Below are 21,304 nucleotides of genomic sequence, written 5' to 3'. Positions count from 1 at the left end.
TCAATTTTTACAAGCTAATAATTCCCTTAATTAAATCTTTTTCTGCACTGCTGTTTCCGATAAAGACATCATAAGCTATCTCTTCGAGCTCCCATTCGTTTGTAATAGGATTGAACCATTTGATTTTTTCAATTGGACAGGCGATTTCAACCTTCTCCTTTTGACCTGGCTTCAGTGTAATCCGTTTGAATCCACGTAATACTTTTACAGGTCTGTCCACTCTGGAATGGCTAAAGCCTACATATAATTGAACAACTTCATCACCTGTTGTATCCCCAGTATTTTCAATTTCACAAGACCCGGTGATTTGATCGTTTATTACTTTAAAGGCTGCATTAGAAATCGAAAAGCTTGTGTAAGATAAACCAAACCCATAAGGTAACGAAGGCTCTATTCCTTCCTTTTCCAGCTTGGTATATCCGTGGTAGTAGTCATATTTTATTTCGTTTGCATCCCAATCTACTTTTGGAAGATGGCTTTCGCTTGTTGGTACAATAAAGGGTAGCTTGCCGCCAGGGCTGACATCACCGAATAGTGTTTTGGCTATTGCGGTACCGCCTTCCATTCCAGGGTAATACGCCATCAGGATAGAGGAGACAGCTTGCTTCCATTCTTCAATCATGATCATATTACCGCCAATCAGAACAGCAGCACAGTTTTGGTTAACCGGCCCAACCGCCTGGATCAACTCAATGTCCCAAGTGTGCAGACCGAGACTGTTTTTACGATCTCCGCCCTCTTTAAAATCGGCATCCTCGTTCGTGACGGATTCACCTTCATCATCATGGTCATACCCTACAACAAAGACAACGGTATCAGCCGATTTTGCCAGTTCCTTGGCTTTTTCAATATCTGCTCCATTATCAAAAATAACCTCAGCATTTGGAAGCAAACGCTTGATTCCTTCTAACGGTGTAACAACGTATGGCGGAAACACTCTGCTGGAGCCATAATCGCCAATATTTCCTTTATTGCCAAGCTCTCCAATAACCGCTATACGTTTTGTATCTGTTTTGGAAAACGGTAGAACCTCATGATCATTTTTTATCAATGTCATGGATTTTTCCGCAGCTTCCAGCGCCAAGTCAATATGCTCCTTGCATGCGATAACTTCCTTGCTGTACGTTTCATTGTCGGCCTCTGCAAACGCGAGCAGTGTACGTACAATTCTTACTGCTGCCTCATCGATCTTTTCCTCGCTGACCTGACCGTTGCGTACAGCTTCAACCAGCTTATCGCCAAAATATTTTGTATGGCACATTTCAATATCCATGCCACCATTTGCGGCTTCAACCGTATCTTTAATTCCCCATGCAAAGTCGCTTATGACAAAGCCATCAAAATCCCATTCCTCCTTCAAAACCTGATTTAGTAAATAATCATGATGTCCGCAATGGGTTCCATGATATAAATTGTAGGCACTCATGATGCTGGCTGCGCCTGCATCAACACATTCTTTAAAGTGCGGCAAGTAAACCTCACGCTCTGTACGTTTATCAGCGATTACACTTACCTTAAAACGGGCGCATTCCATACTGTTAAAAGCATAATGCTTTACGCAGGCAATTACGTTTTCATCTTGAACCCCTTTTACTAAGGATGACCCCATGGCTCCCAAATGAAATGAGTCTTCACCGTACACCTCCTGGCTTCTACCCCAACCCGGGTTGTACGGAAGATTGATGCAAACTCCGCCAAAAAAGTTGCCGCCCTGTGCGCGAACCTCTTTGCCGATGGCATGTCCAATACGTTGTTCAAGATCCTGATCGAAGGTAGCTCCTCTGGACATAGAAACCGGAAAACATGTGCTGTTGCCGGATACGACACCGCGAGGACCGTCAACAAATTTTAACTCAGGTACTCCCAATCGATCATTGCCACCAGCTGGATAAGGTATCCAGTTATAGTGTCTTTCCTTGAAGTCACTTAGCATCTGCTCCATGGATACTTTTCCGCTCATTAAATATATTTTTTCTTCCAAATTCATTTGACCTACGATTTCCTTGGCCTTCGAGCTGTAAGATAAGCGATACTGTTTATTCACCTTCATCATCTGTTCCTCCAATCTATTTTTCAATATTATTAAACCGCTTTCACTTTTGAGAAGAGATTTAATAAATATTTATAGCATAAATTTTAATTGAGATCGGATATTGATTCCTTCCTGTTTCTTAGACGAATGATGGGAAAATAAAAATGTATATGTAATTCAGCTTCAGGGAAAAAGAGAAAAACCAAAGAATCACCCCTAATTTTAATGGGAATTTCTTTGGTTTAGTTATAAAACTTATTTAGCAGGATACATTCAACTCCATGAACCGGAACATGCAAAGCAAGATGGAGATCACCCTGTAATGCGAGTTGTTTTAATTTCAATGAAGGTCTGGAAATGTTCTTCAGATAATCTGTTTCTTCATGGTTCAGATCGACATATTCACCCATCCGAATCCATTCATCATAGGCAGAACCGTTATGACGATTGAGACTGTATTGCTTGCATTTATAGGTTCCATAAATATTTTTCAGGTGGATATTTAGTAATAAATCGTTCGACTCTTCAAAGATGTCATAAGAAATCTTTTCCTCTTTTTCACCCCTTATGAACAATTGGTCAGGATAAGTATGGTTGTAAACCAAAATTTGAATATCCTCCCCTTGCCTTGTCATGATATAATTTTTGCCCCTGGCAAATACAGTGCTCCCTAACTTGGATAAAAATACGAAGGCATAATATGCTGATTTCTTGATTCCTTCCGTATTGATTAATCCGGTCCCTCCGAAAAACGGGGTGTTTTTTATATCCCACTCATAGAGAATATCAGATGCAGATAAATAACCAATGGCATTCGTAAGACTAACCGATTTATCCAGCATATTATCAATTATAAAAGTGGCCATAAAGGCTGTATCGTGAAGAAAATTCGTAACGTCCCAACTAAAATTCCAGCGTGTTACGATGAATTCGATATCCTTTTTATAATTTGATTTAAGCATCCGATGCATTTTTTCCAGCAAATTTTTTGTATGATTTTTTTCTTCGTATTGAAATGGAATTAATTTTATATCCACAGGATCAGTTATAGAACGCTCCAACCATTCTTTAAATTTGATTCGATTATGGTAAATATTGCAACTGTAGAAATCAATAGGTATCTCATTCTTCTCGCAATATTCAAGGAGCTTCTCAGAAATATGTTCCTCCGTATGAAAGTTTTCTGCTGCAGGTCCAATTTTTAGTGTTGGAGATATACCTTTAATGAGAAGCGCCGTTTGCTTGTACAACTCTAAATACTGTTCGAGTGTGCCGCTCCAATGAATATCATGTACAGGAAACTCCGTCCATATTTGGAAGTACCATTCAGATACAATGTTATGACTATAGCGATTAATGCAATTCATCATAAAGGATTGAACAAGGGACAGCCATTGACTCATTTCCTTCGGTGGTGAAGTATTCCCCTGATAGTTAAAGAAGCTGGTGCTTTTGCTTGCAAATAAAGGAGGCATATAACTCAAACAAATAAAAGGCTTGACTCCAATATCCACTAAATAATCCAGAATGTTGTTAATAAACTTCCAATTGAATTTAAAACCTTCTCTTTCTTTTTGCACTACGTCCATTTCCTGGTTAAAAACACCTTCAAACCGCAAATATTCAATTTGGATTTCTTCATGTATTTCTTTTATTTGGTCACGTATATTTTGGTTTAATAAAGTATTTGCAGACCCGATATTAATGATTTTGTTCCAGGCCTGCTTCAATTCATACCGCTCAGTTTGAATATCCTTGACGATAGTCATTTGAATTGTATTGTCTTCTATCATTCTTGGCTCGATAGGAATAGCTGCATATTGATTAATTAATTCTACATTCAAATGGTTAATTAAAGATATCCCCTCGTCATACTGCTCCTGATATTTTTTACGTAATTGTAAAGGAGTTAACGAAAATTTGTTTTTTATCGCTTTATAATAGCTTTTTTCATCACTAAAACCTGAAGCTAATGCTACATTTGAAATAGAAGCTTCCTGGTGTTGCAGCAAAAATAAAGAATACCTGATCCTGATTTCTTCTAAATATGCCTTAAAAGTAACTCCTACAATTTTTCTAAATTGATCTGACAAATAGGATGAATTGTAATGCTGCTCCAGCGCGATTTCACTTAACGTAAGCTTTCCTTTGAAATCCTGTTCAACTCGGTTAAGCATTTGCTGAACAATGTTGGAATTTTTATAGAAAAATGGATTTTCCGGTTCCGTCAAAGAGAGCCTTTTACTAAAACGGAAAGTTAAGTATCCTAAGAGCTGAAGAACATCGCTGTTGATTTCTACAGTATGACTGTATTTTCGGGTAATTAACTGACTAAATAGAATACGAATGACATCATATGGTTTTTGATTATCTTCACTATTTTTGAAGGATTTTAAATCGTATAACATGCTATAAAAGTCATGATTGTATTTATTTATAAAAAGACTGTCTATATGTAGTTGAATAAAATAAGCATCCGATGCCTTCGGAACTATTTGATGGGCTTCAAAATGGTTAATTAAAATAAGATCGTTTTCAAGTAATAAATAATCATTTTGACTGACCGTTACCTTCAGCTTCCCATGAAGTAGCCAAATAATTTCCAGGCCTGAGTGTTGGTGGAACTCCTCGGAATTATAATCATTAATCATGAAATGTACAGGACATCCCGGTAAATATGGAATATGAATAAATGAATTTTTCACATCAGTACCTCCAATGATTAATGTTTGATATTCTATCTCCAACTGATCAGAAAAATGCAGTCGGTATAAAACATATAAACAAAAATCAACATCGATATCAAGGGGGGATTACTTTATGTCACCCATTTAGCAAATGTGACTGCTTAAATACACTCCGAGAAAGTCACTTTCATAAATGCATTTGCTGAACATTCTTAATGAGTCATCGGCTTTAAATAAGCCAGGGAACAATAGTACGGCAAATTACCGGATTTTTGTTCCTTGGCTCTTTTCTGCAACCTACATTAGAAACCTGTAGTATATTGTCTGGGAATCGTTGTTTCTTTTCTCAAGCTGGCTGCGGCTTCTAATGCCCAATGAGGGTTTCTTAGCATTCCTCTCCCAACAGCTACCAGATCGGCATCTTCATTTCCGATAACCGCATTCGCCAGAATAGGATCATCAAGTCTGCCAACTGCTATGACAGGAATATCAAGGGCTTGTTTGATTTCACGAGCTAATGGCACTTGATAAGCCGCGTGAGTACCAGGTCTGCCCCATGCGGCAATTGGTCCTTCACCACCCGACGAGATATCAAACATATCTACCCCGGCTTGTTGATATACTTTAGCAAAAGCAATGCTCTCCTGAATACCGTAGCCACCCTCTACATATTCTTTAGCGGAAATACGCATGATGAGCGGCATGTCTTCCGGCATCTCAGCCTTGGCTGCCTCAATAATCTCCCGGCCAAACTTGGTAAGGTCTTTACCATACTCATCGTCTCTTTTGTTGGTAAGAGGTGAATGAAACTGATGGATTAAGTAACCGTGAGCTCCATGTATTTCAATGGCATCAAACCCGGCCTTCACTGCACGTGCTACAGCACTGCGGAATTTCTCCACCAAGCCTTTAACCTCCTCTGTCGAAAGAGCTCTAGGCTGCTTTGAATTTTCATCAAACGCAATAGCAGATGGAGCTACGGGCACCTCTGCGTCTTCCGCTTTTCGTCCGGCGTGAGCAATTTGGATACCCACTTTGGCACCGTAACTATGGCAGGCATCTACAATTCTTTTTAAAGCAGGAATTTGCTCGTCTGACCATAATCCAAGATCAAAATCGGAAATACGTCCATCCGGTTCTACATCCGTCATTTCAATGATAATAAATCCTGTTCCGCCAACTGCACGGCTTACATAGTGTAAATAATGCCAGTCCGTTGAAACACCATCTTTTTTATCAACCGAGAACTGACACATTGGAGGCATTGCAATACGGTTCTTTAATTCCATTCCTTTAAACTTATAGGGACTAAATAAATCTTTCATGAAGAAAGACTCCTCTCTTTTTCAGATAAATGTATGCACACGCATATATATTAGCACGTTTATATATTTTGTCAACTTGCACATTATCGTATCAAAGCTTTTGGATAAGTGCTTGTAATTCTGATTTCAGTCCATCTTTTAAAAGAGCAGATTGTAGAACCTCATTGAAGGTTACAAGCGCTTTTTGTAATTTTTTTTCGCCTAGCTCAGTAATACATGTATAAACCCCTCTGCGATCATCCTCACATATATGTCTTTGCAGGGCTCCACAATTTTTGGCCTCCATTCTTCCTACCAGCCTGGATATAGCACTTTGGCTTAAACCAACCATATCCTGCAGCTGCTGTAATCTCAATTTCTTCTCCTCAGTTTGCGATATGAAATTGAGGACATAAAATTCCTTCAAGGATAAATCAAATTGCTCCTGAAGTGCCTGCTCCAGTTCATCGTTTATTTTCGATTGAAAATGAGTCAAGGTTAACCAAATATCTAAAAGTTCATTTTTATTGTGTTCATTCATTTCCAACTCACCTGATCTATTCTAAAGTATAAACAGCTTTTAAAACCATTATGCTAATTCTATCAAGGTTACATTAAACGGTCAAAACAATATACATAACACAAGCTGTTCTGCTTACCATCGGATAGCGGTTTGCCGTTAACAAATAACGGGGCTACCCCATGAGCAGTTTTTATCTACTCAGGAACAGCCCCTCTATTTGTGATACCCCGAAAAGTGATTCCCCTTCGGTTTTCCTTGCGATACAAAATTTCAAAAATAGACTAATCCTGTCTTTTCTGGTTCATTATTTTTGAAGGCGATTGCAATAACATTGAACTAATGATTGTACGTATATAGGCAGCTGGGTAAAATGTTCTTTCCATCGCTTTTCCTTCTACACTAGAGTTATGAGGTTCGCAATGCAGAATTCCTGAAATTCCTGCAGATGTGCAGGCTTTTATGATGTAAAGTCTCAAAATATGCTAAATTCCTGCAGATGTGCAGGCTTTTTCTAAAATCCTCTTCAAACTGGACACTTACGAAAAAAATTGCTGCACATTTGCAACCTCTTGCTCATTCTTTCATTTCTACTTTAAAAAAACTGTATTTTTGCATACTTTTCCTGATCTTGTACCTGCTTTTACTAATGATGTCGTTCTTTCTTTAGTTCAACTTATATAGTATACTCGAAAATTCTCCCATGGCTAGATTATGGGGGACTTCGGAACCAGCTTATAGATTTCGCCACTTTCCATTGCATCGATCAACCTGTCCAGCCATTCATAATATTGAACAGCCTCCTTCATCTTCCGTTGATCCTCCAAAAGAACATCATGAATAGGCCCCTCTAACTGTGATTGAAGATATACGTTAACCTCTTCAATAGATCGGCGTAGCACAAGAATATTATTCTCTACAGCTTTTCTCCATTTTGTGGAGAAGAAGTCTGTGAACGACTGATACCAGTCGCTTTCAACTTCGTATAAATCCTTACGTGAGCCCTTCTCCCAGACCTTATTGACCATCTTGAGATCAAGCAAGGTCCTAACCCCTGTACTCATACTTGTCTTACTCATACTCATTTCCAAGCCCATTTCATCCAAAGTCATTGGTTTATCAGCAAAATACAACAGTCCATACAAGTGCCCTGTTGAAATAGGTACACCATACAAATCCATGTTTCTTCCTATAGCCTCTATAACACGCTTACGTATCTTCAATAATGTAGAATGTTGTTCCGGAGAAAGCTGGTCCAAGCTCATGCTTGCACCTCCTATCGCAATGTCTCTTCTATATTAAGAAAGTCATACCGAAATGTAAAGAAGACTCTTGGATAGTATGTTGAAGTATTAAGGAGAAATACCAACATTCTTTATGTACAGTTTTTTCTGTTCGATCTTTATGAACAGTTTTTCGTTTGTGCGAATTGAAGTCTTTTGTTACACTAGTAAGCACGAATAGACTCCATAGTATTTTGGCTAAAATTGAATTAAAGGGGTTGATGGTTTGACAAAATCCATAATCGAAGTCCGAAATGTTACCAAATTGTTCGGCCCAAATGCGGAAGCAGGTCTTCATCTCTTAGAACAAGGCTATAGCAAAGAGAAACTGGCCAGTAAAGGAATCACGGTGGGGGTCAACAAGGTCAGTCTCGAAATTAACGAGGGTGAAATCTTTGTCATTATGGGACTCTCAGGAAGCGGCAAGTCCACCTTAGTTCGAATGCTCAATCGACTGATTGATCCTACGTCGGGCGAGGTGCTGATTCACGGGCAGGATCTAATGAAGATGAATAAAGCCCAGCTAAGGAAAGTGCGGCAGAAAAGCATCAGTATGGTATTCCAAAAATTCGCACTTTTTCCGCACCGTACTGTACTTCAGAACGTAGAATACGGTCTGGAAATCCAGAGAATAGGGTTAGAAACCCGTAGGGATAAAGCTCAGCAAGCGCTCGAATTAGTCGGTTTAAAAGGCTGGGGAGACAAAATACCCGATGAACTAAGTGGTGGTATGCAACAGCGGGTAGGTCTTGCTCGTGCTTTGGCAAATGACCCTGAGGTACTTCTGATGGACGAGGCCTTCAGCGCACTTGACCCGTTAATTCGCCGCGATATGCAGGATGAATTACTTGAATTGCAGGAAAAAATGAAGAAAACAATTATCTTTATAACCCATGATCTTGATGAAGCTCTCCGAATCGGTGATCGTATCGCCTTGATGAAGGACGGATCACTAGTACAAATCGGAACACCGGAAGAAATGCTGACTCAACCAGCCAATCGCTATGTGGAACGTTTCATTGAGGATGTAGATCTATCTAAAGTACTCACCGCTGCCCATGTTATGCGGCGCCCAGAGACGATTACACTAGACCGGGGCCCACGCGTTGCGCTGGAACTCATGCGTGAACTAGGAATCTCTAATTTATTTGTCGTGAACCGCTCCAAAGCATTACTAGGAGCAATTACAGCCGAGGATGCTTCTGCAGCAGCGAAGGCTGGAAAGTCATTATCAGACATTCTAATGACTGATGTCCCACGAGTTGAACCAGACATACTTCTCGGTGATATGTTTGAACTCACAAGTTCTGCCAAGGTTCCGGTTTCAGTTGTAGATGGCCAAGGCAAGCTACTTGGTATTATTATCCGGGGAGCTCTTCTTGGAGCACTAGCCGGCTATGTTAATCAATCTGAAGGAGGGGAGCCGAAATGACACCAAAAATTCCGCTCGCTGACTGGATCGATTGGATCGTTGCATGGATGGAGAATCATCTAGGTGGAATGTTTGATGCTATATCCACGGTTATTGAAAACATTGTAACCTTCTTCTCTTGGATATTCCTCTTGCCTCATCCACTCCTCTTCATCACGATTATCGGCATACTAGCATTTGCTATCGGTCGTCTACCGTTGATGTTTTTCACCGTCATTGGCTTTCTGCTAATTGATAACTTTGGTTACTGGGAACATACGATGAATACGCTAGGTCTCGTCATCACCTCAGGACTTATCTCCATCGTGCTTGGTATTCCAATCGGAATCTGGAGTGCTTACAGCAAAGGAACTCATCGCATCATATCTCCGGTCCTTGATTTCATGCAGACCATGCCAGCTTTTGTCTATTTGCTTCCTGCAGTCACCTTCTTCAGTCTTGGCGTTGTTCCGGGTGTAATCGCATCCGTAATCTTTGCAATCCCGCCGACTATTCGCCTGACATATCTCGGTATCAAACAAGTGTCTCAAGAATTAAGTGAGGCGGCAGATGCCTTCGGTTCAACTTCATGGCAGAAATTATTCAAAGTAGAGTTACCTCTTGCCATGCCAACTATGATGGCCGGGATTAACCAGACGATCATGTTGTCCCTATCGATGGTTGTCATCGCATCGATGATAGGTGCACAGGGCATCGGGGCGGAAGTATATCGTGCTGTGACTCAGCTTAAGATCGGTCAGGGCTTCGAAGCTGGACTTGCTGTCGTTGTGCTCGCAATCGTTCTTGATCGTTTCACTCAGAGGCTGCTGAAACCAAAACGAAAAAAAGTCGCTGTCATCGGAGTAAAACGCTCCCTTAGAGGATGGGTTATTCCCACAGCACTAATTATTGTCATCCTGTTCGGAGGAATAATACAAGCTGTGCTTCAGCAAGGTGAAGAAGTCACTTCCAAGACTCAACGGGAGAATTCTGTCGGAACACTTTTCGATTATAATATTATCGGAATCGATCCTGGGTCCGGCATTATGAAATCAACAGCATTAGCCCTACAAGACTACAAGCTGGAGGGTTGGAATTTAATTGAAGGATCTAGTGCCGCCATGACTGCCGCACTGGATAAAGCGATACGCAAAGAAGAGCCAATTGTTATTACCGGGTGGACTCCGCACTGGATGTTCAACAAGTACGATCTTAAATATTTAGAAGACCCGCTTAAAGCTTACGGAGATGCTGAGGAAATCCACACTGTCGCTCGCCTCGGTCTTGCTGAGGATCAACCTTCGGCCTATGAATTTCTGAAACGGTTCCATTGGACCTCGGATGAAATGGGTGAGATCATGACTTCTATACAGAGCGGAGAAACACCAAATAAAGCCGCAGCACAGTGGGCGGAGGCACATAAGGACCACGTGGATGAATGGATTAAGGGCATTCCAACTGTAGCAGGTCAAAGTTTAACTCTGAGCTATGTAGCTTGGGATTCGGAGATTGCCAGTTCTCACCTGCTCCAGTACATCTTAGAACAAAAACTGGGCTATAAAGTAACCGCACTTCAAGTGGAGGCCGGTCCGATGTGGACTGGTGTAGCAAATGGTGATGTAGATTTCACTGCCGCAGCATGGCTTCCCTTGACCCATGCCGATTATTGGGACAAATATAGTAGCCAACTGGAGGATCTTGGTCCCAATATGACGGGTGTTAAAACCGGGTTGGTTGTGCCTGCATATGTGGATATCGAATCGATTGAAGATTTGAACAAATCTATTGAATAGGTCATTTAAATCGTAAATTTGATTATGACCTTGAGATTAGATCCTTGAACCTAAGAGGGGCTGTCCCAAAAGTAGGGTTACTGTTAAAACTAGAAATAGCGGTGCAAGGAAGATGATCCCTGCACCGCTTGATCCTGCCACACATTCTATGACCGTATCTCATGTGTAATAGTGTCATGCTGCGGAATTCCTGAAATTCCTGCAAATGTGCAGGCTTTGTTTATGTAAAGCCTCTAAATGCCCTAAATTGTTGCAAATGTGCAGGCTTCCTCTAAGGATTCTCTTCAAACTAGTCCATTCTGAACCATATTCCTGCATTTTTGCAGGCTTTTGTTCATCCTTTCAAGGCTACTTTAAAAAAAACTGTATTTTTGCATCCTTTTCCTGATATCTTGCCTTTACACTGCTAAACAAGAGGCGTCCCTCAAAGTTATCTTAGATAACTTTTGGGACAGCCTCTCTTCATATATAAACAAAAGAAGGGGGTACTATTACTATATAGGCCATTCCTTAATCTAACATTACTGATACCTGAAAATCAGATTAAAAATAAAACTTGCTTCACCTTTATGGAAGTGTTTTTCCTGTGCTTATATATGAACCACTACCATTTCCAAGCAAATTCGTGAAGCGAAGACCCATAGGGTGGTTATTGCCTATAACCGTCGTCGAGAGACAGAACCATCCATCCAACTGGCTAAAGCCAAAATAAAAGGTCTCACCACTGGTGAGAACCTTGAATGATAGTTATGTTATTTTGTTTTGAACCAAACCCCGCCTGACCCATCATACTTTCGTTCAAACACAATCAATGGTGACTCGTCACTTTTTTTAACTTGAAAAGCTACCCAGCCCTCATTTGATGACCCTACATAGATACTTGCATCAAGTTTAGGATCAGGTGTTACAACTGCCCGGGTATCGTAGGCTGTTCCAGTAGCAGAAACTAATGTGAAGTCACCGCCCCAAAGATCAACCGCAGCGTCGGATTTTGAATTTTTAGTGATCGTAACTTTGGCTTTCACCAGCATATATTCGTAACCATCAGTTGGTTCATTGTTGAACATATTGGCTTCATGAATCATCTGCCAAGCTTGATCACCTCTGATAACTTGCGAAATGCTTACATTTCCGCTGTATTCACTAACAATATTTTTTACGGCAAAAGAAAGCGTTGTTCCAATCTCTGCAGGATTTAGCCGACTATTTTCGCTTGATTTCGTGTTAGTAGTAGGTGTGTCTTGACTAGGAGGAGTACTTGGTACAACAGCGGCTCCCTCACTATTAATCGTGATCGTCCCTGTAGCACTATCATATGTCACCTTCGCACCGAGCATTTCCGATACTGCTCGCAAAGGCACGTAGGTTGTATTGTTGATCACTTTTACCTCTGTTGTTGCTGTTTTTCCATTAACAATCAACTGAAATCTCCCTGCCCCCGCAGCTCCTATAGCAAATGACGATAGAGCCAACGCAATAGCCGCTCCAAACAACAAAAGCTTCTTTCTCTTAATCATCTAATCCCCTCATTTTCCAGATTAATCCTTATTGTCCCATGAAGATTTATATTACACAAGCATAAATATTGGAAATTTATTTTGGTTCAAGTGATGCTATTTTTTTTCAATTCGACGATTCTAGTGTCAAGCTCGGATTTGAGAGCTTCGAGCTCTCCTTTTCCTTTCTTCTGAACGGGCTACTTTAATAAACTGTTCTGCGTCAGGGGTATATTTCTCTTCATATTCTTAATAGCATTCTCATGCTTAGTGATTTCACTAGCACTAGCTACTTTCTCACGTTCTTGTTTCAAAGCGATGAAATCGCTATTAGCTTCACTATTCAAATCACTCGGAACAGTAGTTTCTGCTTCTTTCCCCCAAATATTTCTTAAATCAGACCAAGAATAAATGTTAACATATCCTCTCGGGTAGCTACTAACACAAGGATGATGATACAACTAAACATGTGTATCTTCATGTTACCAGACGTAAAAAGAAAAAAACCTCTCGTAAGTTCGATGAACTCCTGAGAGGCTTATAAAGCAAAACCTTTGTTACCCAAATGTTACTATTATTGAAAAGGAGCTCTAATTGTTTTTCCTATGTCTTGAATAATTACTCCTACATCGTTCCCCAATGTTTTAACAGAATTCTTTCCTGTCATTTTAGTGTTTAATTTTTTTATTCTTTCATGAATCTTTTTATCACTTGTAACATGTACAAAATATCCTGGCTTGCTACCCTCTACTCTATACCGGACATTCTCCTCGACTGATGTTGCAGGTTCCCCTTTCTTAACATCAATACCCACTACAACATCCTTATCGTGTACTAAGACTGTTGCTTTACTTACACCCTTCACTTTTAGTACTTCATCTGAAATTTTTTTTGTGACCGGATTAATTGCTTTCTTGTTTTGCACACTTTTCGTCTTAGGCTTCGCGGAATTTGCCGATTTGTTTGCTGTGCACCCTGTACCTGATAATATGATCAGCACAGCCAGCATAATAATTCCTAACCGGTTAATATTCATTTTTGTAAATGCCATCCTTCTTCCTCCTTTTCGGGTATTTTTGCCTTACTGCTTAAAATTATGCAGTGGTATTTCGAATTTTATTTTCCAGCTGAATAGACATCACCACACCGGAAGATCATGTAAATCCCTGTTAAAGCAAAAAAGAAAATACTGCTCATTAGAAACTCCGGCAAGCTTATTATGGAATCAGGTTTGATTTGGGCTAAAACAGTCATGCATCCCCCGATTGCCAAAACATCTAACAACGCGTAAGGTAAAACTTTGATCAAGTTTAGGTTTCTTTTAAAAACCGTTATATTCAAAGCAAATGAAACAATTTCCATGGATAATAAGCCTGCAGCTGCTCCAACGAAAGCATAGCCTGGTATAGCAATGACAAAATATTGAATAATCGTGGAGATGCATATTCCGGTGGCTAACCCTAAAAATGGAACTTTTTTAACATCCTGAGCCCAAAGTATGCTGGTTGTTACTTCTCGTAGCCCCACAATAATAGGAATGGCCGATAAATATTTGATTAACTCACTGGCCTTATCCGTATGGAATATGTAAAAAGACAATTCCTCCGCATAAATAAATAAAAAGGAAGCTGAAGTTAAACCCCATAACCAACTTAATTTCATTGCGGTGTGTAGAAGCTCATGAAATTTCTGTTCTTCCTTTTGATTCCAGTGAGCTGCAAATCTCATGGTTAGTGTATGGCTTAGAGCCTCTGTTATTAGTGTAGGAGTATAAACGACGGTAAACGCCATACCCGTAATAATGCCGAAAATTGAAGTAGCTTCTGTAGGATTATATCCTGAGGTTATTAAACGATTAGGAATAAGGATCGCGTCAATGAATTCCGATGCCGGAACTAATAAACGGGTAATCGAAATCATGATTGAAGTCCGGATTAACCATCTGATAGGAAATGACGATTCAGCCTGATGCGAACTGGATAAATGTAAATCGTTATGAAAGATATAAATTATTAGTAATGAAAAGGCGATGATCATGCTCAAGAAAGTAGCATACAAACCTTTACCAACAACAATTCCTAATTCTGAAGGCAGGAAATAGTTTATAATTAACAGCATTAAAAATACTCGAGATGCTTGTTCAATAATCTCTGAAACAGCAATAATACGAAATTGTTCAAGTCCCTGTAGATATCCCCGCAATAGACCCAGTAATGGAGCGGCAAAGATAGCTGGAGCAATGCTTTTCAGTGCATCATACAAATCAGGGTTACCAAGTAATAATGCAATCCTTGGAGATTCCCAAAAAACAATTTGACTAAGTATTCCAGCTGAAATGATAATGCCGAAAGATAGCATTTTCAGGAATTTCCAACCTTCTCCCGGCTTCTTAGCAGTAATAATCGCCAAAGCCGTAGACGCCCCTCCAAAAAGCATGATCACAAAACCGTATAACGAATACCCCATTTGGTACAAACCAATTCCTTCTGCGCCAACCAATCTGGCCAGAATTATTCGGCTAATTAAACCAAGTATTTTTACCATTGTCATTGCACTGGCTCTAATTGCAGACTGCAATAATAAATGAGGTTTCTTCATGTTCCCCCCGAGGACACAATGTCATACCTCATTTTTATTACTTTCCAAACTCAGTTATGCTGACAAGCACATAACTAATCCTTGATATGAATAAGCAAATATTTAGTATTTCGATCCCAACCCAGATCAAATGGAACCCTGAAGCGATCAGTTGAATGCGAATTAACAAGCGGATAACCATTTTCATCATACCCAACAAATATCGAAAAATGGTCTATATCATTTCCATGGATGATATAACCAATCAAATCTCCTGGCTGCAACCGTGCAATTGCACCATTCGGATTTTCTTTTGTCGGTGCTACTATTTGATGAAATTTTCCCTTAATAATCTGCTTCCCGTACCCGCTATTAATGAGAAAATTTTTGAAGGAGTCCGTTCTAATCCAAAATTCTGTTCCGCCTGATTGTTTGTAGTATCGCCATTGGTTCGTCATCGGAAGTCCTCCTCCCATTTTGTCCCCAACTACTTGAGAAGCAAAATTGGTGCAGTCCCCTCCTCGGCCTGTATAATCCTTGTAATTCGGGTTATATCTGCGATTATTTCCGGCTCCCCAAGCTGTTCCTGCATACTTGTTTGCATAGGTTACCGCTTGTTTCCTATTAAATCTTTTTCCATTGCTTATATTCCTTGTGTTTTGAACGACAGTCCCAAATCCATTTTGCGCTTCTGCTATTTTGTCGGGATCCTCATCTAAGGGATCTAAGTACCATTCGCGTAAAATCTTCCACTTGCCCTCTGTTTTTTTCATGGTAAGAAAATGACTAGTTCCAATCCCAAAGGATTGAACCGGAATTATTTTATTCAGGTAATCGTAACTTAATTTTAGGGACTGCACTATGGAAACATTAGCTGTTTCATCCATGACCTTTAATCGAACAATCTTTATTTCACTTTCGGCATTAACTAATTTGATTGATCTTTTGTTAGCCCATGTATTGATGTATTTTATTCGCCTCTGTTCATTGTAGAGAGCATTCATGCTTGTTTTATCTGATAAGTAATCAGTCTCCAAAACATGATCATTCTGATAAATCATTGCCTTTGCTCTTTTTTCATATACCTGCTTCAATAATACTTCAATATCATTTTCTGTTTTACTTTTTTGGGCATAAGCTTCCCTACACCAGAAACAATCAATAGTTAAAATTGAAAAACATAAAATCAACTTAATGATTTTAATCATTTGCCACCATCCAATTTAGTGAAAACCACTAACCGTTCTTCGTGTTCTTTCTTTTTTCGACTATATTTCCCAGTACAGGTTATCAAGTTTAAATGATATTCATCAGTATGCCCGAATATTCGCTCAATAGGAGCCTCGGTAGTTTTGAAGGCTTCAACCGATTCGACCCGGAAAGTCATTGATCGATCAGAATGCTGATTACGAACAATAACCGCATCACCAGGATTCAATTTTTTCAGATCAAAAAAAACAGCAGCACCAGTATAACTATCTACATGTCCATCCATAATCATATTTCCTTTTGTTCCAGCAAGAACACTGGGATACAAAAAACCAACTATTTCAGTATCCTTGGGTACATCCATTTGCCCATTATCAAGAACGCCTATAGGAACAACTTTCGCAGATACTTTTATCGCCGGTATAATTAGTTGTGTAGGAATAAAAGGCCTAATGGATTCTAAAGGTGAAATGTCTTTATTATTAGGCAAATCATTTTTTATCAGCACATTTTTTTGAGATTGTTTTTCTTGAGCCGAATGTTGATTTTGCACAGAATGATTGCAGCCTAAGCAACAAATAATTGTTAATAAAAGCGCCAGCGACAAATTCGCGAACAATTTTATTTTCATAATTAAGAAAGAAAGAGGGCTTTAAATCCCTCTTTCATCCCCCCTATTCGGTTTGTTCACTTGCGCCACCAAAACCTGATTTCGGCATTTTAGTAGCCTTTGTTTTTAAACTCTTAGCCTTGATGCTTTTTGCTTTTATTTTTCCTGTACCCTTCAATTTCTTGTGAATTCCAGCTTTATGAATCGATTTCGCACGAATTTTCTTTTCTTCATGTTTTTTCACGTGCTTCTCATGAAGTTTATGTTCGTGTTTCTCGCTTACTGGAGCTGCACTAACAGCCGATACAGAAGAAAGCAACAAGCATGCGGACAAAACAGCAACCGATATTTTTTTCATATTTATTTCATCCTCCTTGAAATTATTATCCCCAGAAGGTATGGTATCCAAATATTCCACCCGCTAAAGCTGGAAATTTCTAAGAAAAAGAAAACGGCGGAACTTTCGTTCCGCCAACAAGAAAATAAAGATTGTTTGACTGTTCCCTTATTTAAAACTCTCTGTGGTTTTACACAACAGGCCGCTTTACTTTACTTCAAAAGATATGGATGAAAGCGTAATGAAATTGCTTAAGGAATTTCGGGAGCGGCAAAACAAATAGTGGTGAAATGCAAATTTTGCAGAAAATAGAGTGCTGGCTTTGCTAGTCCTGCTGAAATTGGAGCGGTCATCTACAAAATAGAAGAGGAAACTACAATCACGGGACTTAATTTGCAGGGTCGTTCCGATTTTCTCTTTCTTCAAGAGTTAAAAGAAGTACTAGTACACCTAATCATAAAAATTGAAATGTTAGAAAGCTCCATCGTTGCTGAAAGACCGTATTGCATAAAAACAAAAGTGGTAGGTATCAAATTGACGACAACCACTATTTCACTTTCGGTTCGCCTATAGAAATACTTTATCATAATGATTTTTACGAGCAAATATTTTGGATCAGAACCAGAATTGAACACAATGGATACAATTACTACGCCGTGGCAATACCAGATGTGTCCCGCTTACAAATCTACAGGCAAGAGTTCGCGAATAACAGTAGTGTTTATCAGGAGGGCTAGGCATGCAAGGATATTTCAGGAAACGTGGAACTACTTGGTCGTTTTCTGTAGAAATAGGCCGAGATCCAGTAACAGGAAAGCGGAAGCAGAAAACAGTAAGTGGATTTAAGACTAAAAAGGAAGCACAAGCTCGCCCAGGATGAAATCAAAAAGCTGAATAAAGATACGTACTACCATGATTTTATATTCGCAAAGACGGAACATAATAAGGGCTACCCTGAACTCATCAAAACGATCCATAACCGCATGAGACGGCTTCTGCTTCTACGGCTCGCTGGACTTAATGAGAAGCTATCCCCGCATTCGCTGAGGCATACCCATGTTTCGCTATTAGCAGAAGCTGGAGCCGATATCTTTCAAATCATTGAACGACTGGGTCATAGCAATGATGAACAAATTCGAACTGTGTATCTACACGTCACTAAGACAATGGAAAAAGAGGCTGCTCTGAAGGTTTACAATGAAATCAAAATCGATTTTGTTGATTCGCTGCTCTTTGCCTATTCAAAGATCGGTGGACATACCGTTTTCACTTTTGAAAAGAAGCTTAACCGAATGCTTGATGAACTACGCAACGCTTAATAAAATAGGCTTCTCACAAAGTTCGATCTGAACTTGTGAGAAGCCTATTTTTTATTCATATGGTCAAAATGTGGTCAAATGACGTTTTCTAACTTGAGATTCCTTGCTAGTCAAGGAACTTCAGGTCAGTTTACATCATGCCGCCCATTCCACCCATGTCAGGCATAGCTGGTTTTTCTGGTTCTGGTTTGTCAGCAATTACAGCTTCAGTTGTCAGGAACAGACCTGCTACAGAAGCAGCGTGTTGCAATGCGGAACGAGTTACTTTCGCAGGGTCAACGATACCTGCATCGAACATGTTCACCCATTCGCCAGTAGCTGCATTGTAACCAATGCCTACTTCTTCTTTTTTCAGGCGATCCACGATAACGGAACCTTCCTCACCAGCATTTGCTGCGATGGTGCGAACAGGTTCTTCCAGAGCGCGAAGTACGATGTTTACACCCGTCTTCTCGTCACCAATTACGTTAACAGCAGCTACAGCACTGTATACGTTCACGAGCGCTACGCCACCACCGGATACGATACCTTCTTCAACTGCTGCACGAGTTGCATTGAGTGCATCTTCGATGCGCAGTTTGCGTTCTTTAAGCTCAGTTTCAGTAGCTGCACCTACCTTGATTACGGCTACGCCACCAGCAAGCTTAGCAAGACGTTCTTGCAATTTTTCTTTATCGAATTCGGAAGTTGTTTCTTCCAGTTGAGCACGGATTTGGTTAACACGAGCATCGATGTCAGCTTTGTCGCCGCTACCGTCAACGATGGTTGTGTTTTCTTTAGTAACAAGTACTTGGCGAGCATTACCCAGTTGGTCGATTGTAGTGCTCTTAAGATCAAGGCCCAATTTCTCAGTGATCACTTGACCACCAGTCAGAGCTGCGATGTCTTGAAGCATAGCTTCACGACGGTCGCCAAAGCCAGGAGCTTTAACAGCTACCGCACTAAATGTACCACGCAATTTGTTCACGATCAGCATAGCTTGTGCTTCGCCTTCAATGTCTTCTGCGATGATCAGAAGCGGTCTGGCTTGTTGAACGATTTTTTCAAGGATCGGCAGAATTTCTTGAGTGCTGCTGATCTTCTTGTCAGTAATCAAAATGTATGGGTTGTCGAGAACAGCTTCCATCTTGTCCGTATCAGTAATCATGTACGGGGAGATGTAACCGCGATCAAACTGCATACCTTCTACAACTTCAAGCTCAGTCAAGAAGCCGCGGGATTCTTCAACAGTGATAACACCGTCTTTACCCACTTTTTCCATAGCTTCAGCGATCAATTCGCCTACTTCTTCGTCAGCAGCGGAGATCGCAGCTACTTGAGCAATAGATTGTTTACCTTCAACTGGTTTGGAGATCTTTTGCAGTTCTGTTACAGCAGCACGAACGGCTTTATCAATACCTTTGCGCAGGCCGATTGGGCTTGCACCAGCAGTAACGTTCTTAAGACCTTCACGGATCAAAGCTTGTGCAAGAACTGTTGCAGTAGTAGTTCCGTCACCTGCTACGTCATTAGTTTTAGTTGCTACTTCTTTAACGAGCTGAGCACCCATGTTTTCGAATGCATCTTCAAGCTCGATTTCTTTAGCGATCGTTACACCGTCATTCGTGATGAGCGGGCTGCCGAATTTTTTCTCCAATACTACGTTACGGCCTTTAGGACCAAGTGTTACTTTAACTGCATTAGCCAAAGCGTCAACCCCATTCAGCATGGAGCGGCGGGCGTCTTCACTGAATTTAATATCTTTTGCCATTGTTAAAAAACCTCCCAAAATGGATGTAGTTTATTCATATGGTTCGGTTAAATTAACCGACGATTGCGTGAATGTCGCTTTCTTTCATAATCAAATATTCTTTACCTTCATATTTGACTTCTGTTCCTGCATATTTGGAGAACAATACGCGATCGCCTTCCTTCACTTCCAGAGGAATGCGCACGCCGTCCTTCAATGCACCGCTGCCTACAGCAATTACTTTACCTTCTTGCGGTTTTTCTTTAGCTGTGTCCGGAAGTACGATGCCAAATGCCGTAGTTTCCTCTTGTTCGATCGGTTCTACCAGTACGCGTTCACCTAAAGGTTTGATCATGAAAAAATAGCCTCCTTTAAATATGTTGTGTTTATGGATTAATTTACTTATGTATTAGCACTCGACATGTTCAAGTGCTAATAACAACTTTTATGATACTCAACTTATAGCAAGATTTCAAGTCCTTGATAACATTTTTTGTCTTAAAACTTCCGTTACCCTACTATGAATTGGACATACCCTTCCCAATTGTATCCTTTGTGGGCTGAAAATATTCTTAATTGCAATTCTAATTGCGGGTCAATGTTAGCTCTTGTCCAAAGTTAGCTTTGTCCAAAATCCCTGCAAAAGTCAGACTGTTGAAAAAGTCATTATTTCACCAAATCACCGCGTTAATATGGTATAATATCTATATAATATATGCCAGAGAGCGGTGATTTTATGTTGTTTACAAATGATACAAACCCTCAATTAGAGTATGAACTGGTCTGCTTGGAGCAATTAGTTCCTCAAGATCATCTTTTGCGCAACATCGACAAATATATCGATTTTAATTTCATTATTGATCTGGTTAAACCTTATTACTGTGAGAACAATGGGCGTCCCTCCCTAGATCCCATCGTATTCTTTAAAATGCTACTGCTTGGCTATCTGTACGACATTCCCTCAGAGCGTAAGCTTGAACGTGCCGTGAACGATACG

Annotated in this window: 18 protein-coding genes and 1 pseudogene; 6 read left to right on the top strand and 13 right to left on the bottom strand. The window is 40.1% G+C overall.

Translation table 11 applies throughout. The annotated features are described in order from the left end of the window. Window positions 1–7: 7 nt before the first annotated feature. The 5 genes from BLS49_RS14080 to BLS49_RS14060 form a co-directional block, all read right to left on the bottom strand. Window positions 8–2,053, bottom strand: a complete 2,046-nt coding sequence (locus BLS49_RS14080) for a beta-glucosidase (protein WP_245742416.1) — start codon at window positions 2,051–2,053, stop codon at window positions 8–10. Window positions 2,054–2,274: 221 nt separating this feature from the next. Beyond that, window positions 2,275–4,737, bottom strand: coding sequence for a GH39 family glycosyl hydrolase (locus tag BLS49_RS14075; RefSeq protein ID WP_091231550.1), 2,463 nt, complete (start codon window positions 4,735–4,737; stop codon window positions 2,275–2,277). 284 nt (window positions 4,738–5,021) lie between these two features. Continuing rightward, window positions 5,022–6,044: an NADH:flavin oxidoreductase/NADH oxidase gene (locus tag BLS49_RS14070; protein WP_091231544.1), complete on the bottom strand. Its 1,023-nt coding sequence runs from the start codon at window positions 6,042–6,044 to the stop codon at window positions 5,022–5,024. Between the two features lie 91 nt (window positions 6,045–6,135). Further along, on the bottom strand, window positions 6,136–6,564 hold the full coding sequence (locus tag BLS49_RS14065; RefSeq protein ID WP_091231542.1) for a MarR family winged helix-turn-helix transcriptional regulator: 429 nt from the start codon (window positions 6,562–6,564) through the stop codon (window positions 6,136–6,138). Window positions 6,565–7,250: 686 nt separating this feature from the next. Continuing rightward, complete coding sequence (locus BLS49_RS14060) at window positions 7,251–7,808, bottom strand: GbsR/MarR family transcriptional regulator (protein WP_091231539.1); 558 nt, start codon at window positions 7,806–7,808, stop codon at window positions 7,251–7,253. Between the two features lie 244 nt (window positions 7,809–8,052). Here BLS49_RS14060 and BLS49_RS14055 point away from each other — a divergent pair, with 244 nt between their 5' ends. Together BLS49_RS14055 and BLS49_RS14050 are read left to right on the top strand one after the other, a co-directional pair. Beyond that, a complete protein-coding gene (locus tag BLS49_RS14055) occupies window positions 8,053–9,258 on the top strand; it encodes a quaternary amine ABC transporter ATP-binding protein (RefSeq protein WP_091231536.1) in 1,206 nt (401 codons plus the stop codon). After that, window positions 9,255–11,030 carry a glycine betaine ABC transporter substrate-binding protein gene (locus BLS49_RS14050; protein WP_091231531.1) on the top strand — a complete coding sequence of 592 codons (1,776 nt, stop codon included), beginning with the start codon at window positions 9,255–9,257 and terminating at the stop codon, window positions 11,028–11,030. Before BLS49_RS14055 ends, BLS49_RS14050 begins: the two co-directional genes overlap by 4 nt. 752 nt (window positions 11,031–11,782) lie before the next feature. Here BLS49_RS14050 and BLS49_RS14045 read toward each other — a convergent pair. From BLS49_RS14045 to BLS49_RS14020, 6 genes are all read right to left on the bottom strand, one after another. Then, window positions 11,783–12,547: a stalk domain-containing protein gene (locus tag BLS49_RS14045; RefSeq protein WP_091231528.1), complete on the bottom strand. Its 765-nt coding sequence runs from the start codon at window positions 12,545–12,547 to the stop codon at window positions 11,783–11,785. 553 nt (window positions 12,548–13,100) lie between these two features. Continuing rightward, on the bottom strand, window positions 13,101–13,577 hold the full coding sequence (locus BLS49_RS14040; protein WP_091231525.1) for a YhcN/YlaJ family sporulation lipoprotein: 477 nt from the start codon (window positions 13,575–13,577) through the stop codon (window positions 13,101–13,103). Window positions 13,578–13,642: 65 nt separating this feature from the next. After that, the gene (locus BLS49_RS14035; RefSeq protein ID WP_091231523.1) at window positions 13,643–15,124 is read right to left on the bottom strand and encodes an oligosaccharide flippase family protein; all 1,482 of its coding nucleotides are present in this window, start codon (window positions 15,122–15,124) and stop codon (window positions 13,643–13,645) included. Window positions 15,125–15,198: 74 nt separating this feature from the next. Then, window positions 15,199–16,311, bottom strand: a complete 1,113-nt coding sequence (locus BLS49_RS14030; protein ID WP_091231521.1) for an amidase domain-containing protein — start codon at window positions 16,309–16,311, stop codon at window positions 15,199–15,201. Further along, complete coding sequence (locus BLS49_RS14025; RefSeq protein ID WP_175471418.1) at window positions 16,308–16,865, bottom strand: class F sortase; 558 nt, start codon at window positions 16,863–16,865, stop codon at window positions 16,308–16,310. The genes BLS49_RS14030 and BLS49_RS14025 overlap by 4 nt, the downstream gene beginning before the upstream one ends. 121 nt (window positions 16,866–16,986) lie before the next feature. Further along, window positions 16,987–17,280 (bottom strand): hypothetical protein, encoded by a 294-nt coding sequence (locus BLS49_RS14020; protein WP_091231511.1) that lies wholly within the window; start codon window positions 17,278–17,280, stop codon window positions 16,987–16,989. A gap of 482 nt (window positions 17,281–17,762) precedes the next feature. Here BLS49_RS14020 and BLS49_RS25800 point away from each other — a divergent pair, with 482 nt between their 5' ends. From BLS49_RS25800 to BLS49_RS14010, 3 genes and pseudogenes are all read left to right on the top strand, one after another. Beyond that, complete coding sequence (locus tag BLS49_RS25800; RefSeq protein WP_175471417.1) at window positions 17,763–17,996, top strand: DUF5348 domain-containing protein; 234 nt, start codon at window positions 17,763–17,765, stop codon at window positions 17,994–17,996. A 2-nt stretch (window positions 17,997–17,998) separates the two neighbouring features. Further along, window positions 17,999–18,124, top strand: a pseudogene (locus BLS49_RS14015) (Arm DNA-binding domain-containing protein); the annotation flags it as partial. Continuing rightward, window positions 18,096–18,578, top strand: coding sequence for a tyrosine-type recombinase/integrase (locus BLS49_RS14010; RefSeq protein WP_175471416.1), 483 nt, complete (start codon window positions 18,096–18,098; stop codon window positions 18,576–18,578). The pseudogene BLS49_RS14015 and the gene BLS49_RS14010, both read left to right, overlap by 29 nt. Before the next feature lie 130 nt (window positions 18,579–18,708). Here the strand turns inward: BLS49_RS14010 and groL are convergent, their stop codons facing one another. After that, window positions 18,709–20,328: a chaperonin GroEL gene (gene groL / locus BLS49_RS14005; RefSeq protein WP_091231508.1), complete on the bottom strand. Its 1,620-nt coding sequence runs from the start codon at window positions 20,326–20,328 to the stop codon at window positions 18,709–18,711. A 52-nt stretch (window positions 20,329–20,380) separates the two neighbouring features. Next, window positions 20,381–20,662, bottom strand: a complete 282-nt coding sequence (gene groES, locus BLS49_RS14000) for a co-chaperone GroES (protein ID WP_091231505.1) — start codon at window positions 20,660–20,662, stop codon at window positions 20,381–20,383. Between the two features lie 381 nt (window positions 20,663–21,043). On the opposite strand from groES, the gene BLS49_RS13995 reads away from it, so the two are divergent. Beyond that, a partial coding sequence (locus BLS49_RS13995; RefSeq protein ID WP_175471415.1) for a transposase occupies window positions 21,044–21,304 on the top strand: 261 nt, incomplete at its 3' end.

The organism is Fontibacillus panacisegetis, assembly GCF_900102215.1.
Lineage (GTDB): Bacteria > Bacillota > Bacilli > Paenibacillales > Paenibacillaceae > Fontibacillus > Fontibacillus panacisegetis.
The sequence above is the reverse complement of the archived record's forward strand: the minus strand, read 5'-3'. Positions and strand labels throughout refer to the sequence as shown.